Here is a 19,591-nt window from a genome sequence, read left to right on the forward strand (position 1 = left end):
CGATTACGGGAGCAGCAACGAGGAGTCACCATAGGAATAGAAGCGATACTCGTTCGCAATGGCATGGGCATAGGCCGCCATCATCCGCTCGCGCCCCATCAACGCGCTCACCAGCATCATCAGGGTCGATTTGGGCAGGTGGAAATTGGTCATCAACCCGTCGACAGCGCGCAGTTTGTAGCCCGGCGTGATGAAGATCGCGGTGTCTCCGGCAAAGGGGTGAATGACCCCGTCCGCGTCCACGGCGCTTTCCAGAAGTCGTAGCGAGGTGGTGCCGACAGCGATGATCCGGCCACCTCTGGCGCGTGCTTCGTTGAGTTGCGCCGCGGTCTCTGCCGAAATGCGCCCGAATTCGGCATGCATCTGGTGATTGTCGGTATCGTCGGCTTTGACCGGAAGGAACGTGCCCGCGCCGACATGCAGCGTCAGCATCGCCCGGCCAATCCCGGCAGCGTCGATCGCATCGACCAGCCTTTGGGTAAAATGCAGCGAGGCCGTGGGGGCCGCAACCGCGCCCTTCTCTGCCGCAAACATGGTCTGGTAGTCTTCCAGATCCTGCGCATCCACGCCGCGTTTGCTGGCGATATAGGGCGGCAGCGGCATCGTGCCGGCACGGTCCAGCAGGACTTCGACCGGCTCGTCGCCTTCGAAGAACAGCGTGATTGAGCCGTCATCGAAGCGTTCTTCGGCGAGCGCGGTCACGCCGCCGCCGAAAATGATCTGGTCGCCAATTTTCAACCGCTTGGCATTGCGGATGAAAGCCTGCCAGCGGCGCAGATCGAGCCGTTTGTGGAGCGTTGCGCCGAGCTTTGCCTCGCCATCGGCACGGCGGCCTTCGAGCTGGGCCGGGATAACGCGCGTGTCGTTGAAGACCAGCACATCGCCCGGGCTCAGCAGACCGGGCAAATCGCGCACGCCCATATCAGCGAAGGGCGCATCCGCTCCTCGCACCACAAGCATCCGGGCCGCATCGCGGGGACGCACCGGACGCAGGGCAATCCGCTCCGGCGGCAATTCGAAATCGAACAGGTCTACCTTCATGCCCCGCGCCCCTAGCGCCTTGGCGAGAGCCGCGAAAGGGCCTTAGGGGATTGGCGCGTTCAGCATATCGGCCGAAATCGGCGCATCAGCGGCAGGTGCAGGCGGCGGCGGGGGCGGCATATTGTCACTGCCGATTGAAGCCTGCACGATGTAGGTCGGCTGCGCCGGCGGCTCGCCCCGCTGGATCGCGTCGACGGCTTCCATGTTCTCGATCACCCGGCCGAAATTGGTGTATTTCTTGTCGAGGCTGAAGCGCGGGTAGAACACGATGAAGAACTGGCTGTTGGCGCTGTCATCATCGGCGGCGCGGGCCATCGACAACGTGCCGCGCACGTGGGGCATCGGGTTGAACTCGGCCTTGAGATCGGGAAGCTCGCTGCCGCCCTGCCCGGTTCCGGTCGGATCGCCGCCTTGGGCCATGAACCCGTCAATGACACGGTGGAATACCACGCCGTTGTAAAAGCCTGCGCGCGTAAGAGCCTTGACCCGTTCAACATGGGCTGGCGCCCAATCGGCCATCAGCCGGGCCTTCACCCGCTGACCATTCGACAGGTCGAGCACCCACACGGTTTCGGGATCAACCGCGGGATCATAATTGATCGGCGCATACATCCGCGGCGCGGCCGGTTTTTCGTCCTCTTCCGGCTTTTCAGCTTCTTCGCCGAAGGCGGTCGGCGGAGTGTCATCGCGCTGCTGCTGGGCCTGCGCCGCGAAGGGAGCGGCAAACAGCATCAGGGCAGCTAGGGCAGGCGCAAGCTTGGTGGTGATCATGGTTCCATCCGGATTTTCGAGGCCGTGTAGCCCTGCCCGCCTGACGTTTCAATGAATGATCGGGCAGAAGACAGGATCGCAGCCTTGCTAGTAGCGTTGCGGCTCAGCCGCCCGTCTTCAAGCCCCCTTCTTCAGGCCTTGCTCGCGGACCCGTGCAACAACGTCCTCGCACACCGCCGGACTCACGAACTTGGCGATGTCGCCGCCATAAAGTGCGATTTCCTTGACCAGTCTGCTGGCGATGGGTTGCAAGCTGACATCTGCCATCAGGAAGATGGTTTCGATCCGGTCGTTAAGCTGCCGGTTCATGCCGGTGAGCTGGTACTCGTATTCAAAATCGGTCACGCCGCGAATGCCGCGGATGACCACCGACGCCCCTTGCGCCTCGGCAAAGTCCATCAGCAAGGCATTGAACCCGACGACCTCGACATTATCGAGGCCCAGCCCGGCCGCCTCGCGCACGACCATGGCCATCCGTTCGGCATCTGTGAACATCGGCGATTTGGCGATGTTGGTGGTGACGCCGATAATCAGGTGATCGACCAGCTTGGCACCGCGCCGAATGATGTCGGCATGGCCCAGCGTGATGGGATCGAAGGTGCCGGGATAGATCCCGATGCGGCGTGTCATGTTGTGTCTCCCCTTCCGGGCGAAGTTATCGGTCACGCTCGACGATATAGCGGGCGAGTGCGCGCAGGATGTCTGCCTCCGTCCCATAGGACGCGAGCCGCAGCACCGCCTGATCGACCAGTGCACGCGCCTGTTCGCGCGCCTTTTCCGCGCCCATCAGGGTCACGAAAGTCTGCTTGCCCTGTTCATTATCCTTGCGCAGCGCCTTGCCGGCCTTGCCCACATCACCTTCGACATCGAGCAGATCGTCGGCGATCTGAAAGGCAAGCCCGATATCGCGGGCATAGGCGCGCAGATGCGCCCGGCCCTGCGGCGCGACCTTGCCGAGGATCGCGCCCATCTCGACACTGGCAGCCAGCAGCGCGCCGGTTTTCAGCTGTTGCAGCCGGGTGATGGTGTGAAGGTCATAGGTCACGCCTTCTTCATCGGCGACCATATCCATCATCTGCCCGCCGGCCATGCCGTGCATGCCCGAAGCCTTGCCCAGCGTCAGAATCAGTTCGCTGCGGGTGAAGGGGTCTTCGCTGGTGGCATCGTCCGCCAGGATTTCAAACGCCAGAGCGTGCAGCGCATCGCCTGCCAGCACGGCGGTTGCCTCGTCATAGACCCGGTGCAGGGTCGGCTTGCCGTGACGCAGATCGTCATTGTCCATGCAGGGCAAATCATCGTGGATCAGTGAATAGACGTGGATCGCTTCAATCGCCGCGCCTGCCCGCATGGCGGCATCGCGCGATACGCCGAACAGGCTGGCGGTGCTGCATACCAGCAGCGGGCGCACCCGCTTGCCGCCGCCGATTGCGGCATAGCGCATCGCTTCGACAAGCCGTGCGCTGGTATCGTCCGGCACCGGCAACAGCGCGTCGAACAGCGAATCGATTTCCGATTGCACGTTGCCGATGGCATCATGCAGCAAGTTACTTTGGGTTTCTGCCAGCATCGCCTCAGCCTTCCGCGTCAAACGGCTGCGTGCCGACCGCCCGGCCATCAGCGGCTGTGACGATCCGTTCGATCCGCGCCTGCGCCGCATCGAGCCGCTGCTGGCAGGCGGCGCGCAAAGCCTCCCCGCGTTCATACAGATTGATCGACTGATCGAGCGGTACATCGCCGCGTTCGAGCTGCTGCACGATCCCTTCCAGCGCGCTGAGCGCCTGTTCGAAACTCATGCCCGTGATGTCTTGCCCGGCTTTCGCCGGTGCTGCTGTGCCCTCGTCCATGCGCGCAAGCATTGACGAGGCACGCGGGCGCGGTCAAGGCTGGGTGTGACGGGCGGGATCACCCACAACAGGAAATGCACGCAATATGCTCAAGTGGATCATCGCCTATGGCGTCGCGGCGCTCGTATTCGGGGCATTGGATGCCATCTGGCTGCGCTGGGCGTCGGGCAATCTCTACAAGCCGGTGATCGGGGAGATCATGGCCAAGGACTTCAACGTGGGCGCGGCGGCCGCGTTCTATTTCATCTATCTGGCCGGGATGACCTGGTTCGCAATCCGGCCCGGTATCGATAGCGGCACAGTGCAGGCCGCACTGCTGAACGGCATTTCGCTGGGCGCGCTGTGTTACGCCACCTTCGACCTCACCTCGCAGGCCGTGTTCAAGGTCTGGGCGACTCATGTCAGCGTGCTCGACATCCTGTGGGGAGCATTTGCGACCGGCGCCGCCAGTGCGGCGGCGACGTGGGCGGTCTTGCGCTTCGCCCCCGCGGCCTAGGCTGAAAGACGCGCGCGGCTACCATGTTCATCGGCCACTTTGCTCCTGCCTTGATCGCCGCTGCTGTCGCGCCTGAACGGCCGCGGCTGGGCACGATGTTCGTGGCGGCACAATTGGTCGATTGGGGGTTCTTCACGCTCGCATTGCTGGGTGTGGAGGCGATGCGGATCGATCCTGCGGCCAGCGTGATGGTGCCCTTCGATCTTTACCACATGCCCTACACCCACAGCCTGATCGGGACGGCGATCTGGGCCGGTGCCATGCTCGGCGTGGTGGCGATCTGGCAGCATAGCCTGAGGCTGGGCGTGCTGGCTGGACTGGTGGTGCTGTCGCATTGGCTGCTCGACTGGACCGTGCACGTGCCCGATCTTACCATTGACGGCACGCCGCCCAATCTCGGGCTTGGCCTCTGGGATTATCCCTGGGCGGCAATCCCGCTTGAGCTGGGGCTGACGGCAGGTGCCCTTGCCTTTTACCTGCGCCGCACGCGCGGCCCTGCGGGGCCGCCGATGGTGCTGGCCGGGGTGATGCTGGTGTTGCAAGCTGCCAACTGGTTTGCGCCCCATCCGGCTAGCGCGGGCCCGTTCCTCTATCTTCAGGCGCTCACCGCCTTTGCGATTCTGACGGGATTGGCCGCCTGGGTGGGGGAGAATCGCTGGTTCCGCAAACGCGGCAACTTGGCCTTCGCGCTCCAGTAATCTAGGGGGCTGCGCCAAGGAGTCCCCGCCCATGACCACCATCACCCCTGAAATCGTCGAACAGCACGGCCTTTCGCCCGAAGAATATGACCGCGTCCTGTCCGCGCTCGGCCGCGAGCCGAATCTGGTTGAACTCGGTATCTTCTCGGTGATGTGGTCGGAGCATTGCAGCTACAAATCCTCGCGCCTGCACCTGAAGAAGCTGCCGACCGAGGCCCCGTGGGTGATCTGCGGCCCGGGCGAGAACGCAGGCGTGATCGACATCGGCGATGGCCAAGCGGCGATCTTCAAGATGGAGAGCCACAACCACCCTAGTTACATTGAGCCCTATCAGGGCGCGGCGACCGGCGTGGGCGGCATCCTGCGCGACGTCTTCACCATGGGCGCGCGCCCGATGGCCAACGCCAATGCGCTGCGCTTCGGGAGGCCCGAACACCCCAAGATGAAGCATCTGGTGCAGGGCGTAGTCGCCGGCATCGGCGGCTATGGCAACTGCGTCGGCGTGCCGACTGTGGCGGGCGAAACCAATTTCCACCCCGCCTATGACGGCAACATCCTTGTGAACGCCATGACCGTGGGCGTAGCGGATCAGGACAAGATCTTCTATTCAGCCGCAACCGGCCTCGGCAATCCGATCGTCTATGTCGGCTCCAAGACCGGACGTGACGGCATTCACGGCGCCACGATGGCCTCGGCCGATTTCGGCGAGGATGCCGAGGCCAAGCGCCCCACGGTGCAGGTCGGCGATCCCTTCACCGAAAAGCTGCTGATCGAAGCCTGCCTTGAACTGATGGCGACCGATGCGATCGTCGCCATTCAGGACATGGGCGCCGCGGGCCTGACCTCCTCCAGCGTTGAAATGGCGACCAATGGCAAGGCGGGCATCCGGCTCGACATGAACAAGGTGCCTTGCCGCGAAACCGGCATGACGCCCTACGAAATGATGCTGAGCGAAAGCCAGGAGCGGATGCTCATGGTCCTGAAGCCCGGCAAGGAAGCCATGGCCGAAGCGATCTTCCGCAAGTGGGAGCTGGATTTCGCGGTGATCGGTGAAGTCACCGATACGGGCCACATGGTGCTCGAATTCAATGGCGAGGTGGTGTGCGATATCCCGCTCGGGCCGCTCGCCGCTGACGCGCCGCTGTATGACAGGCCTTACCTGTCGAAGGAAGAATACAAGGCATGGGCCGGGGTAAAGCCGCTGGCCGAAGTGCCTGCCAGCGACGATATTGCGGCTGATCTGCTGACGATGATGGGCTCGCCTGACCTCGCCTCGCGCCGCTGGATTGCCGAGCAGTACGATTCGCAGGTCGGCGGCGACACGCTCCAGACCGGCGGCGATGCCGGTGTGGTGCGGGTGCACGGCACCGGAAAGGCGCTGGCGATCACCACCGATTGCACCCCGCGCTATGTCTTTGCCGATCCCTATGAAGGCGGCAAGCAGGCCATTGCCGAGGCCTATCGCAACCTGTGCGCCGTGGGCGCGCGGCCGCTGGCGGTGACCAATTGCCTCAACTTCGCAAACCCGCAGCGCCCGGAAATCATGGCGCAGATTGTCCACGCATTGGATGGCATGGGCGACGCGTGCCGCGCGCTCGATTTCCCGATCGTGAGCGGCAACGTCAGCCTCTACAATGAGAGCAAGGCGACCGGCGGCGGCTCAGCGATCCTCCCCACCCCGGCCATCGGCGGGGTCGGCATCATCACCGACCTTTCCAAGATGATGACGATGCACTTCAAGCAGGCGGGCGATGCGATCTACCTCGTCGGCCCGGAATTCTGGGCCAAGCCCGATCCCACCCGCTCGCACCTCGGCCAGTCGCTGTGGCTGCGCGTGGTCAAGGGCATGGAGGCCGGGCGCACCCCGCCGACCGATCTGGTGGTGGAACGCACCGCGGGCGAAATCATACACGAGTTGATCGCCGATGGGCTGGTCAATGCCGTGCATGACCTGTCCGACGGCGGCCTCGCCGTAGCGCTCGCAGAAATGGCACTGGCCGGCGGAATCGGCGCGGAAGCGGACCTCGCGGGCAATCCCGATTACACGCCTGCGCAGTGGTGGTTCGGCGAGGATCAGGGCCGCTATCTCGTCACCGTTCCCGATGTCGCGGCGCTCAACGAAGCGCTCGCCAAGGGCACCCGCGATGCGGATACGGCGCAGATCGGCTTTCAGCGGATCGGCACGGTAGGGGGCGATACGGTGCTGGGCGTGCCGCTGGCCGAATTGCGGGCGGCAAACCAGCGGTTCTTCGACGAATGGATGGAGGCGTAACGGCGGCCTAGGCCGCCTGCGCCTCAACCTCGTTACCGGCCCCGCCAAGCGTCAGCGCCTCGCGCATCGTGCCTTCGCTTTCGAGGATCGCGAGGCAGCGGCGATACACATCGGGCTGGCCGATATTCAGCCGCGCCCGCGCTGCGCCAATATCTTCGCGCATCAAGGCAGCAATGTCCTGATGCGAGATCTTGGCGGCGACCCGGCCAAGCCTGCGGCCCTCCTTGATCGCGGCATAGATCGGCGCAGCCGTGCGGCTCACCTTCTTGATCTGCCGCGCCCCTGCATAGGCAATGAACAGGATGCCGGTGTTGTGGTTCTGCTGGTAGGTGAAGCCCAGCAAGCTCACCTCGCCCAGCGCATCACGGCCATAGCCGGTCAGCACGTGGAACAGATCATGCGTGTCACGCTGCCGGTCGAAATACCATTGGGTCTGGTCACGCGGCAGCCGTTCTGGCGGCGCCCAGCGATGGCTTTCGGCCACAAGGCCCGCCGCTGACAGGCCTTCGCGCTTCATGAACGCGATGTAATGCGCCGCCACCGTGTTGGGCCCGCAATCGGCCCAGCGGGCGTGATCGTCGAGCATGGCCGGGATATCCACGTCCTCGGTCAGGAACCGCTGTCCTTCGGGCGATTGAATGAATGCGCGCGCCTGCGCAAAGCTGCGCTTGCCCTTGGTCGCTTCGATGATGTGGAACACCTGTTCGGTGTCCTCCTTGTCCTCGACCAGCTTGCCGAAATGGTGGAGCACCTTGAGCGGACGCAAGCCTGAAACCTTGCGATCAGGGGCCACCAGCGGAAGATCGATAACGGCCATCAGTGCCGCTCCTCAGGCTGCAAGCAATTCGGGCTCGGCCGGCTTGGTGCTGGCAAGCATGTTGTAGGGATCAAGGCCTTCAGCCCGCCAGATGCGGTGGCATTCGCGGTACTGCGTCGGCTGCGGGATCCTGAGTTCGGCGCGGACGTCGTCCAGCGGGCGTGCGAGCAGCTCGCGGATGGGTTGCGCCATCAGCTGCGGTGCACCTTTGCCCGTGCGATGCGCCTGCCGCACCGCGCCGAAGACCGGGGCCGCGCTGCCCTTGGCCATCTTTTTGATGTTGGCCGCCCCTGCATAGCCAATCAGCAGATGGCCTTGGCTGGGTGACTGGCCGTGGGTGAACAACAGCACGCATTGTTCGCCCAGTGCATCGCGGCCATAGCCGGTCAGGATATGGAACAGATCATGCGTATCGCGCGACCGGTTGATGAACCATTCGACCAGATCGGGGTATTTGGGCCGCCCGAGGCGTTCGGCTTCCGCCACCAGGCCAGCAGCGCTGAGACCCTCGGCTTCCATGAAGTCGCAATAGGCATGGGCAAGGCTACCCTTGGGCGTGCGGCGCAGGGCCGCATGGTCATCAAGGATTTCGGGCAGGCTCGGCTCGGTCGCGCGCAGCATTTCGCCGCGCTCCGACAGCGCGAGCTTGCGCACCCGTTCCAGAAAATCGCCTGAGGGCAGCGATTCGAAGATCTTGAAGACGAGGCTGGTGTCTTCCTTGTCCTTCATCAGCGCCTGAAAGTTGCGCACCGCACGCAGCGGGCGATAGCGCGGCGGCACACGGTCAGGGTGACGCAGAATGGTTCCGTCGGCAGCGAACATCTGGCTATAGTCGGCGGCGCGGCTGGATCGGGTCATTGGTATGCGGTCCTTCAAGAAGGGCTGATGATAGCCCGGCTTGCTTACACCAGTGTTAATAGCCGATTCGGTTCACCATTTGAAACTCTTTTTTCGGCTGGCCGATGCGCCGCCCGGTTCAGCCGTGCTGCCATTCCGCCCGCGGCACCCCGAGCAAGCGCAGCACTGCCGTGAGATCGCCGCGATCGACCCGGCCATTGGCTGCCGCGCGGGCCTTGGGCTTGGCGCGGTAAGCAAAGCCGTAATGCGCCGCCTCGATCATCGGAATGTCGTTGGCCCCGTCACCGGTGGCCAGACTGTGCGCCCCCTTGCCCAGCACCCCCAATTCCTCGCGCAGCACCGCCGCCTTGACCGCGCTGTCGGTAATCGGGCCTACGAGCCCCCCGGTGAGCTTGCCGCTTGCGACAGCGAGCCGGTTGCCGACTACCCGGTGAAACCCCAGCATTTCGGCGACAGGGTCGGCAAAATGGTGAAAGCCGCCGGTCACCAGGACAGTGCGCGCCCCCAGCGCCGCCAGCGTTGCCACCAGCGTCCGGGCACCGGGTGTCGCGGTGATGCGGTCGCTCAAACAGGCGTGGATGGCGCCTTCCTCCAACCCCGCAAGCAGGGCCACGCGTTCTCGCAACGCCGCCTCGAAATCCAGCTCGCCCTGCATTGCGCGCTCGGTGATGGCAGCGATTTGCGGTTTCAGGCCCGCATAATCGGCCAGTTCGTCAATGCATTCCTGATCGATCATGGTCGAATCCATGTCCGATACAAACAGCTGCGGAATGGTGATCGGGCCAGAGCTCACCAACGTTGCATCCGGCGCGAATACGGCATCGATCGCGTCAAGAAGGGCCGCCGGATCATCGCCTCCGACTTGCAATTCAAGCACGCCCTCGCCCGCGTCCCCGCCCTCTTCCGGCATCGCAGCGGTCGTCAGCGGCACTCCGGCACCCGCCAGTTGCGCCGCCAGCGCATCGAGACGCGTTTCACTTATGCCCGTCTCTGCTATCAGCCGCGCAATGAGCATGTCTGTCACTCCTGAAAATCCGCTCGCGCTCATCGCAGGGCCAACCGCCAGCGGCAAGAGCGCGGTTGCCGTCGCACTCGCAAACCGGCTTGCAGCGGCAGGGCGGCGCGCGGTCATCATCAACGCCGACAGCGCGCAAGTCTATGCCGATCTGTCCGTTCTGTCCGCGCGGCCGACGGTGGCCGAGATGGGCGGCATCGAACACCGCCTGTTCGGCGCATGGGACGGCGCACAGGCCTGTTCGGCCGCCGCATGGGCCGCGCGGGCCAAGGCCGAGATAGCCGCTTGCCATGCCACCGGCGCGGTTCCGATCCTGGTCGGGGGCACCGGGCTTTATCTCAAGGTGCTGCTGGAAGGGATTGCGCCGATCCCCGAAATCGAGCCTGCGGTGCGTGCCGCTGTGCGGAGCCTGCCCGAAGATGCGGCCTACAAGCTCCTTCAGCTCGAAGACCCCCTGCGCGCCGCAGCGCTTGATCCGGGCGACCGTCAGCGCATTGCCCGCGCGCTGGAGGTCAAGCGTTCAACCGGCGTGACCTTGGCCGACTGGCAGCTCGCCAAGGCTGGCGGGATCGGGGAGGAGGTCACGCTTTACCCATTGATTATCGAGCCTGAGCGGGCGTGGCTCTACGAGCGCTGCGATGCCCGCTTCGAAGCCATGCTGGATGCCGGTGCGCTGGGCGAGGTGGAAGCGTTGCTGGCGCGGGGGCTCGACGCTGATCTGCCGGTCATGCGAGCGATCGGCGCTCCCGAAATCGCCGCCTTTCTGGCCGGCACCATGAACCGCGAGACGATGATCGCCAACGCACAACAGGCGACCCGCAACTATGCCAAGCGCCAGTTCACCTGGTTCCGGCGCCAACCACCGCCAGAATGGCCCCGCACCCATCCGACATGGGATTATGATTCTATCGATATAGAAAGCCATTTTGCATTATTATTACGCAAATAGGGGTTGACTTATCAGATTGTAACCGATAGCGGCGATGGCAGTCGGTCCGATGCGCGTGAGCGTGCGTCGGGCCGGTTTGTTTTGTTCCTGCCGTTCCACGCCGCTTTCCCTCGCCGCGTGACCTGACCAGATGGAGTGTCCCGTGCCCGGCAAGCCGGCTTCTGCCCCGCCCTCGCCCGCCTCGACCGGCAATGGTGCCAAAAGCGGCGCCGCGATCCTTGTCGAAGGCCTGATCGAGCAAGGCGTCGAATTCGTGTTCGGCTATCCCGGCGGCGCCGTGCTTCCCATCTATGACGAGCTGTTCGGCGATGAACGAATCCGCCACATTCTTGTCCGGCACGAAGCAGGTGCGGCCCATGCGGCCGAAGGATATGCCCGCGCCACGGGCAAGCCCGGCGTGGTGCTGGTCACCTCTGGCCCCGGCGCAACCAACGCCATCACCGGGATTGCGGACGCGTGGATGGATTCGATCCCGCTTGTCGTCATCACCGGCCAGGTCCCCACCGCGCTGATCGGAACCGACGCCTTTCAGGAAGCCGATACCATCGGCATCACGCGCCACTGCACCAAGCACAATTATCTGGTCAAAGATCCGGCTGATCTGGCCGCGACGATCAAGGAAGCCTTCCTGATCGCCACCACCGGCAGGCCCGGCCCCGTGGTGATCGATATCCCCAAGAACGTGCAAATCGCCGTCCCGTCCGAGCGCCGCGCTTTGACCCGCGCAGGCGCGCATCGTTATGCACCGCAGACAGTCGCGCCGCCGGAACAGATTATCGAGGCGGTCGAACTGATCGCACAGGCCCAGCGCCCGATCTTCTACACCGGCGGCGGGGTCATCAATTCCGGGCCGGAGGCAAGCCGCCTGCTGCGTCAGCTTCAGGACATCACCGGCGCGCCGGTCACCTCGACGCTGATGGGCCTTGGCGCATTTCCCAGCACCCATCCCGACTGGCTCGGAATGCTGGGGATGCACGGCACTTACGAAGCCAATATGGCGATGAACCAGTGCGACGTGATGGTCTGCATCGGCGCGCGGTTTGATGACCGCGTGACCGGAAGGCTCGATGCTTTCTCGCCCGATTCCAAGAAGATCCACATCGATATCGACCGCTCCTCGATCAACAAGGTCGTGCCGGTCGACATGGGCATCCTCGGGGATTGCGGCACGGTGCTGGCGCAGATGATCGAGGCGTGGGGCACCCGTCAGGCGACAAACCTTGGCGAATGGAAGGCGCGGATTGCCGGTTGGCGGGCGCGCGAATGCCTCGCTTATCCCGAACGCTCGGTGAAGCATCCGGGCATGATCATGCCGCAAAAGGCGGTGGAGCGGCTGCACGCCCTCACCCACCGCCGCAATCCGATCATCACCACCGAAGTCGGCCAGCACCAGATGTGGGCGGCGCAGTATTTCGGCTTTGAAGACCCCAACAAGTGGCTCACCTCGGGCGGCCTTGGCACGATGGGTTATGGCCTGCCCGCCGCCATCGGCGCGCAATTGGGCTTTCCCGACGCGCTGGTGATCGACATCGCGGGCGAGGCGAGTATCCAGATGAACATCCAGGAACTCGGCACGGCGAGCCAGTATCGCCTGCCGGTCAAGATCTTCATCCTCAACAACGAATACATGGGCATGGTCCGCCAGTGGCAGGAACTGACCTATGAAAGCCGCTATTCGAACTCCTATTCCGACAGCCTCCCCGATTTCGTGAAGCTGGCCGAAGCCTATGGCTGGAAGGGCATCCGTATCACCGAGGAGCGCGATCTGGACGACGGGATCATGCGGATGCTCGACCATCCGGGGCCGGTCATTGTCGATTGCCTCGTCGCGCAGGATGCCAACTGCCTGCCGATGATCCCTTCGGGCGCGGCGCATACCGATATGCTGCTCTACGGCGACAAGGTCGACGGGACGATGGACGACGAGGCCAAGGCGCTGGTCTAAGACCGCCGCTTGACGGGAAACCATGCAATGAAAATCACCGAAGCGGCCTCCGAACGCCATGTCCTTGCTGTCATGGTCGACAATGAACCGGGCATCCTCGCCAAGATCACCGGGCTGTTTACTGCACGCGGCTATAACATCGACAGCCTGACCGTGGCCGACATTACCGAAGATCACGCCGTCAGCCGCATCACCATCGTCACCAACGGCCCCCCGTCGGTGATCGACCAGATCGAGGCGCAGCTGGAACGGCTCGTGCCGGTGCACAAGGTCACCGACCTCACCACCGCTGGCCCGCACGTGGAACGCGAGCTTGCACTGATCAAGGTCACCGGCACGGGCGAAAAGCGGGTCGAGGCCCTGCGCCTGGCCGACATTTTTCGCGCGCGTCCCGTGGACACCACCACCGAAAGCTTCATCTTCGAAATCACCGGCCCGCCGGAAAAAGTTGACAGTTTCATTGCTCTGATGCGCGAGCTGGGGCTGGTTGAAGTGGGACGCACCGGCGTAGTCGGGATGCTGCGCGGCCCTCAGGGGGCTTAAAGAATTTTCGTCGTGCCAGCGAAAGCTGGCACCTCAAGCAACAAGGGCCGCACGTGGCGCCCTAGATCCCAGCTTTCGCTGGGAAGACGTGGAAAGAAGAAGAAATGAAAGTCTACTACGACGCCGATGCCGATCTCAATCTGATCAAGCCCAAGAAGGTCGCGATTGTCGGCTATGGCTCGCAGGGCCACGCCCATGCGCAGAACCTGCGCGACAGCGGCGTGGCCGAAGTCGCCATCGCCCTGCGCGAAGGTTCGGCGACCGCCAAGAAGGTCGAAGCCGCCGGGTTCAAGGTGCTCACCAACACGGCGGCCGCGCAGTGGGCCGATCTGGTGATGATCCTCGCGCCGGACGAGCATCAGGCCGCGATCTGGGAGAATGATCTGAAGGGCCACATGAAGCCCGGCTCTGCGCTCGCTTTCGCCCACGGCCTCAACGTCCACTTCGGCCTGATCGAGCCGCCTGCCGATATCGACGTGATCATGATCGCGCCCAAGGGCCCCGGCCACACGGTGCGCAGCGAATATGTGAAGGGCGGCGGCGTGCCGTGCCTCATCGCAATCCACCAGGACGCAAGCGGCGCGGCGCATGATGTCGCCCTCGCCTATGCCAGCGCCGTCGGCGGCGGACGCAGCGGGATCATCGAGACCAACTTCCGTGAGGAATGCGAAACCGATCTGTTCGGCGAGCAGGCCGTGCTGTGCGGCGGGATCACCCACCTGATCCAGGCCGGGTTCGAAACCCTGGTCGAAGCCGGTTACGCCCCCGAAATGGCCTATTTCGAGTGCCTCCACGAAACCAAGCTGATCGTCGATCTGCTCTATGAAGGCGGCATCGCCAACATGCGCTATTCGATCTCGAACACCGCCGAATATGGCGACATCACCACCGGCCCGCGCATCATCACGGCAGAAACCAAGGCCGAAATGAAGCGCGTGCTGGCCGACATTCAGTCGGGCCGCTTCGTGAAGAACTTCGTGCTCGATAACCGCGCCGGCCAGCCCGAGCTCAAGGCCGCGCGCAAGCAGGCTGCCGCGCACCCCATCGAGCAGACCGGCGAAAAGCTGCGCGCCATGATGCCGTGGATCGCGGCGAACAAGCTGGTCGACAAGGCGAAAAACTGACCGCAGGAGTGGCGGAACAATTATCGGTTCTCAAAGGTTGGCAGACAAACCCACAGGAGACGACCTTTGATGAACCGATTTGCCATTGCTGCCGCCGCTACCCTGCTCGCCGTTACGGGCGGCATTGCTGCTGCGCCTGCCATCTTTGCGCAAGACGCCCCGCAGGTGCCCGGCGCGAAGGATGCAGCGCGCGTGACAGCCGGGACCTATAGCGCAGATCCCGGCCACTCGCTGATCGCGTTCGAAGTCAACCACTTCGGATTCAATGATTATTTCGGTATCTTTGGCGATGTCGCAGGCACACTCACGCTGGATCCGGCCAATCTTGACGCATCTACAGTCGATGTCGCCATTCCGGTCGCCAGCGTCACCACGGCCAGCAAGGGCCTGACCGACCACCTGCTGCGGGCCGGCAAGGACGGCGCCAAGCCCGATTTCTTCGGCCCCGCGCCCCAAGCTGCTCGCTTTGTGTCGACCTCGGTCAAGGCCGACGGCATGACCGCGACGATCACCGGCGACCTGACGCTCAACGGGGTCACCAAACCGGTCACCTTCGAGGCGGAATTCACCGGCGCCGGGGTTAATCCGTTCAACAAGAAGGAAACCATCGGCTTCGAAGCGGAGACGACCATCAAGCGTTCGGATTTTGGCGTGAACTACGGAATCCCCGTGGTCAGCGACGAAGTCGAGCTCGATATCAGCGTGGCGTTCGAGAAGCAGTAAGACACTCTCGACTTGGCCAAGGCAATCAGTCAGGACAGCACGCATCATGCGCCTGACTGATTGCCACAATATCGATGATTTCCGAAAGCTGGCTCGGGCACGGCTGCCCTTTCCGGTCTTCGACTACATCGATGGTGCTGCCGATGACGAGCAGACCAAGGCCCGCAACACCGCCGCTTTTGGAAGCGTCGACCTGGTCCCCGATGTCCTTGCGGGCGTCGCCGACATCGACACATCATGTACGATCCTTGGCCGCAGGTCCGCGCTGCCGCTGATGCTATCCCCCACAGCAGTGCAACGCGCGTTTCACTGGCAGGGCGAAACTGCGGTGGCCAAGGCCGCCGAACAATTCGGGCTGTGGTTCGGCATTTCGAGCCTTGCGACCCGCAGCATCGAAGAGATCGCTGCCCTGACCAGCGGGCCCAAGCTGTTCCAGCTTTATGTCCACAAGGACAAGGGGCTGAACACCCACATGATTGAGCGGTGCCAGGCAGCCAAGTTCGATGCGCTGGCACTGACGGTCGACACCATTGTTTCAGGCAAGCGCGAACGCTGCCTGCGCAGCGGCTTCACCACCCCGCCGCGATTCACCCCGGCCAGCATCATGAGCTTTGCCACCCGCCCGCGCTGGACGCTTGATTATCTTTTCCGCGAGAAATTTCGCCTGCCCAACCTCGATACCCATGTCACCGAAGGCAGCGGCAAGGCGGTGAGCATTGCTGAATATTTCAACACGATGCTCGACACTTCGATGGATTGGAGCACCGCTGCCCGTATCCGCGAGCAGTGGGGCGGCACTTTCGTCTTGAAGGGCGTGATGAGCGCCGCTGACGCCCGCCGCGCTGTCGAGATCGGCGCTGATGCCATCATGATCTCCAATCACGGCGGGCGGCAATTGGACGGCAGCCGCGCACCGTTCGACCAACTGCCTGAAATCGTCGATGCGGTCGGCGGGCAAATCGAGATCATCTGCGATGGCGGCGTCAGACGCGGAACCCATGTGATGAAGGCGCTTTGCTCGGGCGCAACCGCGGCATCGGGCGGGCGGCTCTACCTTTATGCGCTGGCTGCGGCGGGGCAAGCAGGCGTCGAACGCGCGCTGGGCATCCTCAAGGACGAGCTGGAACGCGGCATGCGACTGATGGGCGTGACCCGGATCGACCAGCTGACAGGCGATCGCCTTCGCCATCGCTAGGGTCAACCGATTGTCACGCGGTTGTCATTTCGTTTCGGTTAAGGGGCGCTGCAACCTTCATGGGGAGTTACCGCGATGATCCGCTCCGCTGGCCTTGGTCTCTGCCTTGCCGCTTTTGCGCTCGCAGCCTGCGGATCGCAGCCTGAGAAACCGACCAACGAGGCCGAAGATTTTGCCTCCCGCATCGGCGCAGCGGCAACGCCAGCGGCCGGAGAGGCTCCCGCGCCCAATGCCACCGCGACGCCGCAAATTGCGCAGCCCCAGCCCGGCGCCGCGCCCGGCCCGTTTGCGCGAGGCACACTCACCGACCCCGCTTCCAAAACCTGCGGCGCGCCGCTGATGGGGCCGTTCATCGGTAAGCTTGCCGACAAGACCACCCGCGCCGACATTGCCAAGATGCTTGGGCGGACCGACAATCTGCGCTTTGTCGCCTTTGGCAGCGCCAGTACCGTCAACCCCGATCCCACCAATCCGCGCCTGTCGATCATGCTTGATGCCCAAAGCATCATCCGCGACGCGCGGTGCGGGTGACCTTTCACGATTGAAACAAGCAACATTCCCGGCTTGCGCTCTGCGCAATTATCGGCATAGACCACGCGCATGACGGGATACGAACTGACGCTGCTTCGACTTATGCGCCCTTGGGCGTAGGCCGCCGCGCGCAATCGGATAGCGCGGCACTGCTCCCAAGGGTAACGTGCCGCAGCTTCCCATTCCTTCTCGCGACGAGCCCCATTCTATGCCCATGCTCAAGCAGCCTTCCGCCAAGTATCGTCCGTTCGGCCAGATCAATCTTCCGGACCGGCAATGGCCTTCGCGCCTGATCGGAAAGGCCCCGCGCTGGCTTTCGACCGATCTGCGCGATGGAAACCAGTCCATCATCGACCCGATGGACGCGGTGAAGAAACGCCGTTTTTTCGACATGCTGGTGGAAATCGGCGTCAAGGAAATCGAGGTCGGTTTTCCCAGCGCCGGCGCGACCGAGTTCGATTTCATCTCCGGCCTTGTGACGTCCGATGCGGTCCCCGATGATGTCATCGTGCAGGTGCTGACCCAAAGCCGCGAAGACCTGATCCGCACCTCCTTCGCCAGCCTCAAAGGCGCGCGCGCGGCCATCGTCCATCTTTACAATGCGGTAAGCCCCGCATGGCGCGACATCGTGTTCCGCATGTCGAAGGACGAGGTCAAAGCCATCGCCGTGGCCGGCGCCAAGGTGATGCGTGATGAAGCGGCGAAGTATCCGGGCACGGACTGGCACTTCCAATACTCGCCGGAAACCTTCTCCACCGCCGAACTGGATTTCAGCATCGAGGTTTGCGAAGCGGTGATGGAGGTGCTTGCTCCCACCCCTGAACACCCGATCATCCTCAACCTGCCCGCCACGATCGAGGCAGCGACGCCCAATATCTACGCCGACCAGATCGAGTATTTTGGCCGCCACCTGCCCAATCGGGAAAGCGCGGTCCTGAGCCTTCACACCCACAATGATCGCGGCACCGGCGTTGCGGCGGCGGAACTGGGGTTGATGGCAGGCGCTGACCGCGTCGAAGGCTGCCTGTTCGGCAATGGTGAGCGCACCGGCAATTGCTGCCTCGTGACCATGGCGCTCAATCTCTACACGCAAGGGATCGACCCGCAGCTCGACTTTTCCGATATCGACCGGGTGATCGAAACAGTTACCTATTGCAACGACCTGCCCGTCCATCAGCGCCACCCCTACGGCGGCGAACTGGTCTACACCGCATTCAGCGGCAGCCATCAGGACGCGATCAAGAAGGGCTTCGAAGCGCGCGAAACGCAGAATGACGAGCAGTGGCGTGTACCCTATCTGCCGATTGATCCGGCTGATCTCGGGCGTTCCTATGAAGCGGTAATCCGGGTCAATTCGCAGTCCGGTAAGGGCGGGTTCGCCTGGGTGCTGGAGAAGGATCAGGGCCTCAAGCTGCCCAAGAAGATGCAAGCCGATTTCTCCCGCCACGTGCAGGCGATGGCGGACGATCTTGGCCGGGAATTGAACGCCGCAGATATCTGGGATGCCTTCCGCAAGGCTTACCACGTCAAGATCAGTCCGAAGCACTTCCAGCTTGTCCGCTATGAGGAAAGCCGCGCGGCCGATGGCACCCGCATCTTTGCTGGCACCATCGCCGTCGAAGGCACCGAGCAAAGCGTGTCAGGCCGCGGCAATGGCCTTATCTCCAGCGTCATGGGCACGCTGCACGAAGCCTTTGGGGTCAAGCTGGAGGTCGTGGATTACACCGAGCATGCGCTGGGCGCTGGCACCGATGCGCGGGCGGCCGCCTATCTCGAATGCCGCGCGCCTGACGGGCGCACCATCTGGGGCTGCGGGATCGACGAGGATATCGCCACGGCCAGCGTGCGGGCGGTGCTATCGGCCGCCAATGCGGCTGTGGCCACTCCCCCGACCTGATAGCCCTCGGCCTTGCGCGGCGCCGCATTTGCGCGCAGTTTCGCTGACAGGGAGAAATGGCCAGCGATGGAAACTCGGGAGGAAAGCCTGTTCGTGGCTGCCGCGCCATTAGCGCCGCAGATCCGCAGCGATCTGGCTTGGGGTGATCTGGCGCAGGCGCTTCGGGCAGGCTGGCGCGACTTTCTCGCCATGCCGCAGTTCGGCCTGTTTTTCGGTGGCTTTTATGTGGTGGCCGGGTTGGCGATCGGATGGTTCACCGTTTCGGGCGGCGAGCTGACATGGTTGATCCCGGCAATCGCAGGCTTCCCGCTGGTCGCGCCGTTTGTCGCCGTGGGCCTGTACGAAGCGAGCCGGCGCAGAGCAGCCGGTGAAGCGGTCGGCTGGCGGACTGTGCTGGGCGCATTGAAAGGGCACGGCGACGATCAGATCCTCTCCATGGGGGTGATCGTGTTTGTCGCTTTTGCGTTCTGGATGATCGTTGCACATGCGATCTTTGCCGTCTTCATGGCCGAAAGTGGCATGGGCGCCAGTGCCAATGGGGAAATGTTGACGGCCTTCCTTACGCCTTCGGGCATCGCCATGCTGGCGGTGGGAAGCGCCGTTGGCGCCGCCATGGCTTTTGCCTTCTACGCCATGACCGTCATCAGCCTGCCTTTGCTGGTGGAGCGCAAGGTCGATTTTCTCACCGCAATTATTGCCAGCCTCAAGGCAGTTTGGACCAATTTTGCCGTCATGCTGGGCTGGGCGGCGATTATCGCGGCACTGTTGTTCGTGGCGATGCTGCCCGGGTTCTTGGGGCTGCTGGTGGCGCTGCCGGTGCTGGGGCACGCGACCTGGCATTTGTATACGCGCGTGATCGCTTAGGGAGAGAG

The 19,591-nt window shown here is 63.4% G+C and carries 20 protein-coding genes; 12 read left to right on the top strand and 8 right to left on the bottom strand.

Features of this window, described 5'->3' with window-relative positions; genetic code table 11:
* Nucleotides 1–3 precede the first annotated feature (3 nt).
* The 5 genes from queA to C0V72_RS04950 form a co-directional block, all read right to left on the bottom strand.
* On the bottom strand, nucleotides 4–1,041 hold the full coding sequence (gene queA / locus C0V72_RS04930) for a tRNA preQ1(34) S-adenosylmethionine ribosyltransferase-isomerase QueA (protein WP_101792119.1): 1,038 nt from the start codon (nucleotides 1,039–1,041) through the stop codon (nucleotides 4–6).
* Between the two features lie 42 nt (nucleotides 1,042–1,083).
* On the bottom strand, nucleotides 1,084–1,812 hold the full coding sequence (locus C0V72_RS04935; protein ID WP_101792120.1) for a peptidylprolyl isomerase: 729 nt from the start codon (nucleotides 1,810–1,812) through the stop codon (nucleotides 1,084–1,086).
* Between the two features lie 117 nt (nucleotides 1,813–1,929).
* Complete coding sequence (coaD, locus tag C0V72_RS04940) at nucleotides 1,930–2,442, bottom strand: pantetheine-phosphate adenylyltransferase (RefSeq protein ID WP_101792121.1); 513 nt, start codon at nucleotides 2,440–2,442, stop codon at nucleotides 1,930–1,932.
* A 25-nt stretch (nucleotides 2,443–2,467) separates the two neighbouring features.
* On the bottom strand, nucleotides 2,468–3,379 hold the full coding sequence (locus tag C0V72_RS04945) for a polyprenyl synthetase family protein (protein WP_101792122.1): 912 nt from the start codon (nucleotides 3,377–3,379) through the stop codon (nucleotides 2,468–2,470).
* A gap of 4 nt (nucleotides 3,380–3,383) precedes the next feature.
* Nucleotides 3,384–3,656, bottom strand: coding sequence for an exodeoxyribonuclease VII small subunit (locus tag C0V72_RS04950; protein ID WP_101792192.1), 273 nt, complete (start codon nucleotides 3,654–3,656; stop codon nucleotides 3,384–3,386).
* A gap of 85 nt (nucleotides 3,657–3,741) precedes the next feature.
* Between C0V72_RS04950 and C0V72_RS04955 the strand changes: the two genes are divergently transcribed.
* The 3 genes from C0V72_RS04955 to purL are packed head-to-tail and all read left to right on the top strand — an operon-like array spanning nucleotide 3,742 to nucleotide 7,122.
* Nucleotides 3,742–4,152 (top strand): DUF2177 family protein, encoded by a 411-nt coding sequence (locus tag C0V72_RS04955; protein WP_101792123.1) that lies wholly within the window; start codon nucleotides 3,742–3,744, stop codon nucleotides 4,150–4,152.
* Nucleotides 4,153–4,202: 50 nt separating this feature from the next.
* Entirely contained in the window at nucleotides 4,203–4,850 is a 648-nt protein-coding gene (locus C0V72_RS04960; protein ID WP_324761519.1) for a hypothetical protein, read from the top strand.
* A gap of 31 nt (nucleotides 4,851–4,881) precedes the next feature.
* Complete coding sequence (purL, locus tag C0V72_RS04965; protein ID WP_101792125.1) at nucleotides 4,882–7,122, top strand: phosphoribosylformylglycinamidine synthase subunit PurL; 2,241 nt, start codon at nucleotides 4,882–4,884, stop codon at nucleotides 7,120–7,122.
* Between the two features lie 7 nt (nucleotides 7,123–7,129).
* On the opposite strand, the gene C0V72_RS04970 is transcribed toward purL, so the two are convergent.
* From C0V72_RS04970 to serB, 3 genes are all read right to left on the bottom strand, one after another.
* Nucleotides 7,130–7,939 (bottom strand): Coq4 family protein, encoded by an 810-nt coding sequence (locus C0V72_RS04970; protein ID WP_101792126.1) that lies wholly within the window; start codon nucleotides 7,937–7,939, stop codon nucleotides 7,130–7,132.
* 12 nt (nucleotides 7,940–7,951) lie between these two features.
* Nucleotides 7,952–8,797, bottom strand: coding sequence for a Coq4 family protein (locus C0V72_RS04975; RefSeq protein WP_172438912.1), 846 nt, complete (start codon nucleotides 8,795–8,797; stop codon nucleotides 7,952–7,954).
* Between the two features lie 118 nt (nucleotides 8,798–8,915).
* A complete protein-coding gene (gene serB / locus C0V72_RS04980; RefSeq protein WP_101792127.1) occupies nucleotides 8,916–9,812 on the bottom strand; it encodes a phosphoserine phosphatase SerB in 897 nt (298 codons plus the stop codon).
* Here serB and miaA point away from each other — a divergent pair.
* The 9 genes from miaA (at nucleotide 9,811) to C0V72_RS05025 (ending at nucleotide 19,583) form a co-directional block, all read left to right on the top strand.
* A complete protein-coding gene (miaA, locus tag C0V72_RS04985) occupies nucleotides 9,811–10,761 on the top strand; it encodes a tRNA (adenosine(37)-N6)-dimethylallyltransferase MiaA (protein ID WP_101792128.1) in 951 nt (316 codons plus the stop codon). The two genes, serB and miaA, sit on opposite strands and share 2 nt — an antisense overlap.
* A gap of 142 nt (nucleotides 10,762–10,903) precedes the next feature.
* Nucleotides 10,904–12,706, top strand: a complete 1,803-nt coding sequence (ilvB, locus tag C0V72_RS04990) for a biosynthetic-type acetolactate synthase large subunit (protein WP_101792194.1) — start codon at nucleotides 10,904–10,906, stop codon at nucleotides 12,704–12,706.
* 27 nt (nucleotides 12,707–12,733) lie between these two features.
* Nucleotides 12,734–13,249, top strand: coding sequence for an acetolactate synthase small subunit (gene ilvN, locus C0V72_RS04995; protein ID WP_101792129.1), 516 nt, complete (start codon nucleotides 12,734–12,736; stop codon nucleotides 13,247–13,249).
* 104 nt (nucleotides 13,250–13,353) lie between these two features.
* Nucleotides 13,354–14,373 (top strand): ketol-acid reductoisomerase, encoded by a 1,020-nt coding sequence (gene ilvC, locus C0V72_RS05000; RefSeq protein WP_101792130.1) that lies wholly within the window; start codon nucleotides 13,354–13,356, stop codon nucleotides 14,371–14,373.
* 69 nt (nucleotides 14,374–14,442) lie between these two features.
* Nucleotides 14,443–15,096, top strand: coding sequence for a YceI family protein (locus C0V72_RS05005; RefSeq protein ID WP_101792131.1), 654 nt, complete (start codon nucleotides 14,443–14,445; stop codon nucleotides 15,094–15,096).
* A 46-nt stretch (nucleotides 15,097–15,142) separates the two neighbouring features.
* On the top strand, nucleotides 15,143–16,291 hold the full coding sequence (locus tag C0V72_RS05010; protein WP_101792132.1) for an alpha-hydroxy acid oxidase: 1,149 nt from the start codon (nucleotides 15,143–15,145) through the stop codon (nucleotides 16,289–16,291).
* A 75-nt stretch (nucleotides 16,292–16,366) separates the two neighbouring features.
* Nucleotides 16,367–16,822: a hypothetical protein gene (locus C0V72_RS05015; RefSeq protein ID WP_101792133.1), complete on the top strand. Its 456-nt coding sequence runs from the start codon at nucleotides 16,367–16,369 to the stop codon at nucleotides 16,820–16,822.
* A 208-nt stretch (nucleotides 16,823–17,030) separates the two neighbouring features.
* Nucleotides 17,031–18,719, top strand: coding sequence for a 2-isopropylmalate synthase (leuA, locus tag C0V72_RS05020; protein WP_101792134.1), 1,689 nt, complete (start codon nucleotides 17,031–17,033; stop codon nucleotides 18,717–18,719).
* A gap of 66 nt (nucleotides 18,720–18,785) precedes the next feature.
* The gene (locus C0V72_RS05025) at nucleotides 18,786–19,583 is read left to right on the top strand and encodes a DUF2189 domain-containing protein (RefSeq protein WP_101792135.1); all 798 of its coding nucleotides are present in this window, start codon (nucleotides 18,786–18,788) and stop codon (nucleotides 19,581–19,583) included.
* The last annotated feature ends 8 nt before the right edge of the window (nucleotides 19,584–19,591 follow it).

This window comes from Porphyrobacter sp. TH134, assembly GCF_002855495.1.
Classification (GTDB): Bacteria; Pseudomonadota; Alphaproteobacteria; order Sphingomonadales; family Sphingomonadaceae; genus Erythrobacter.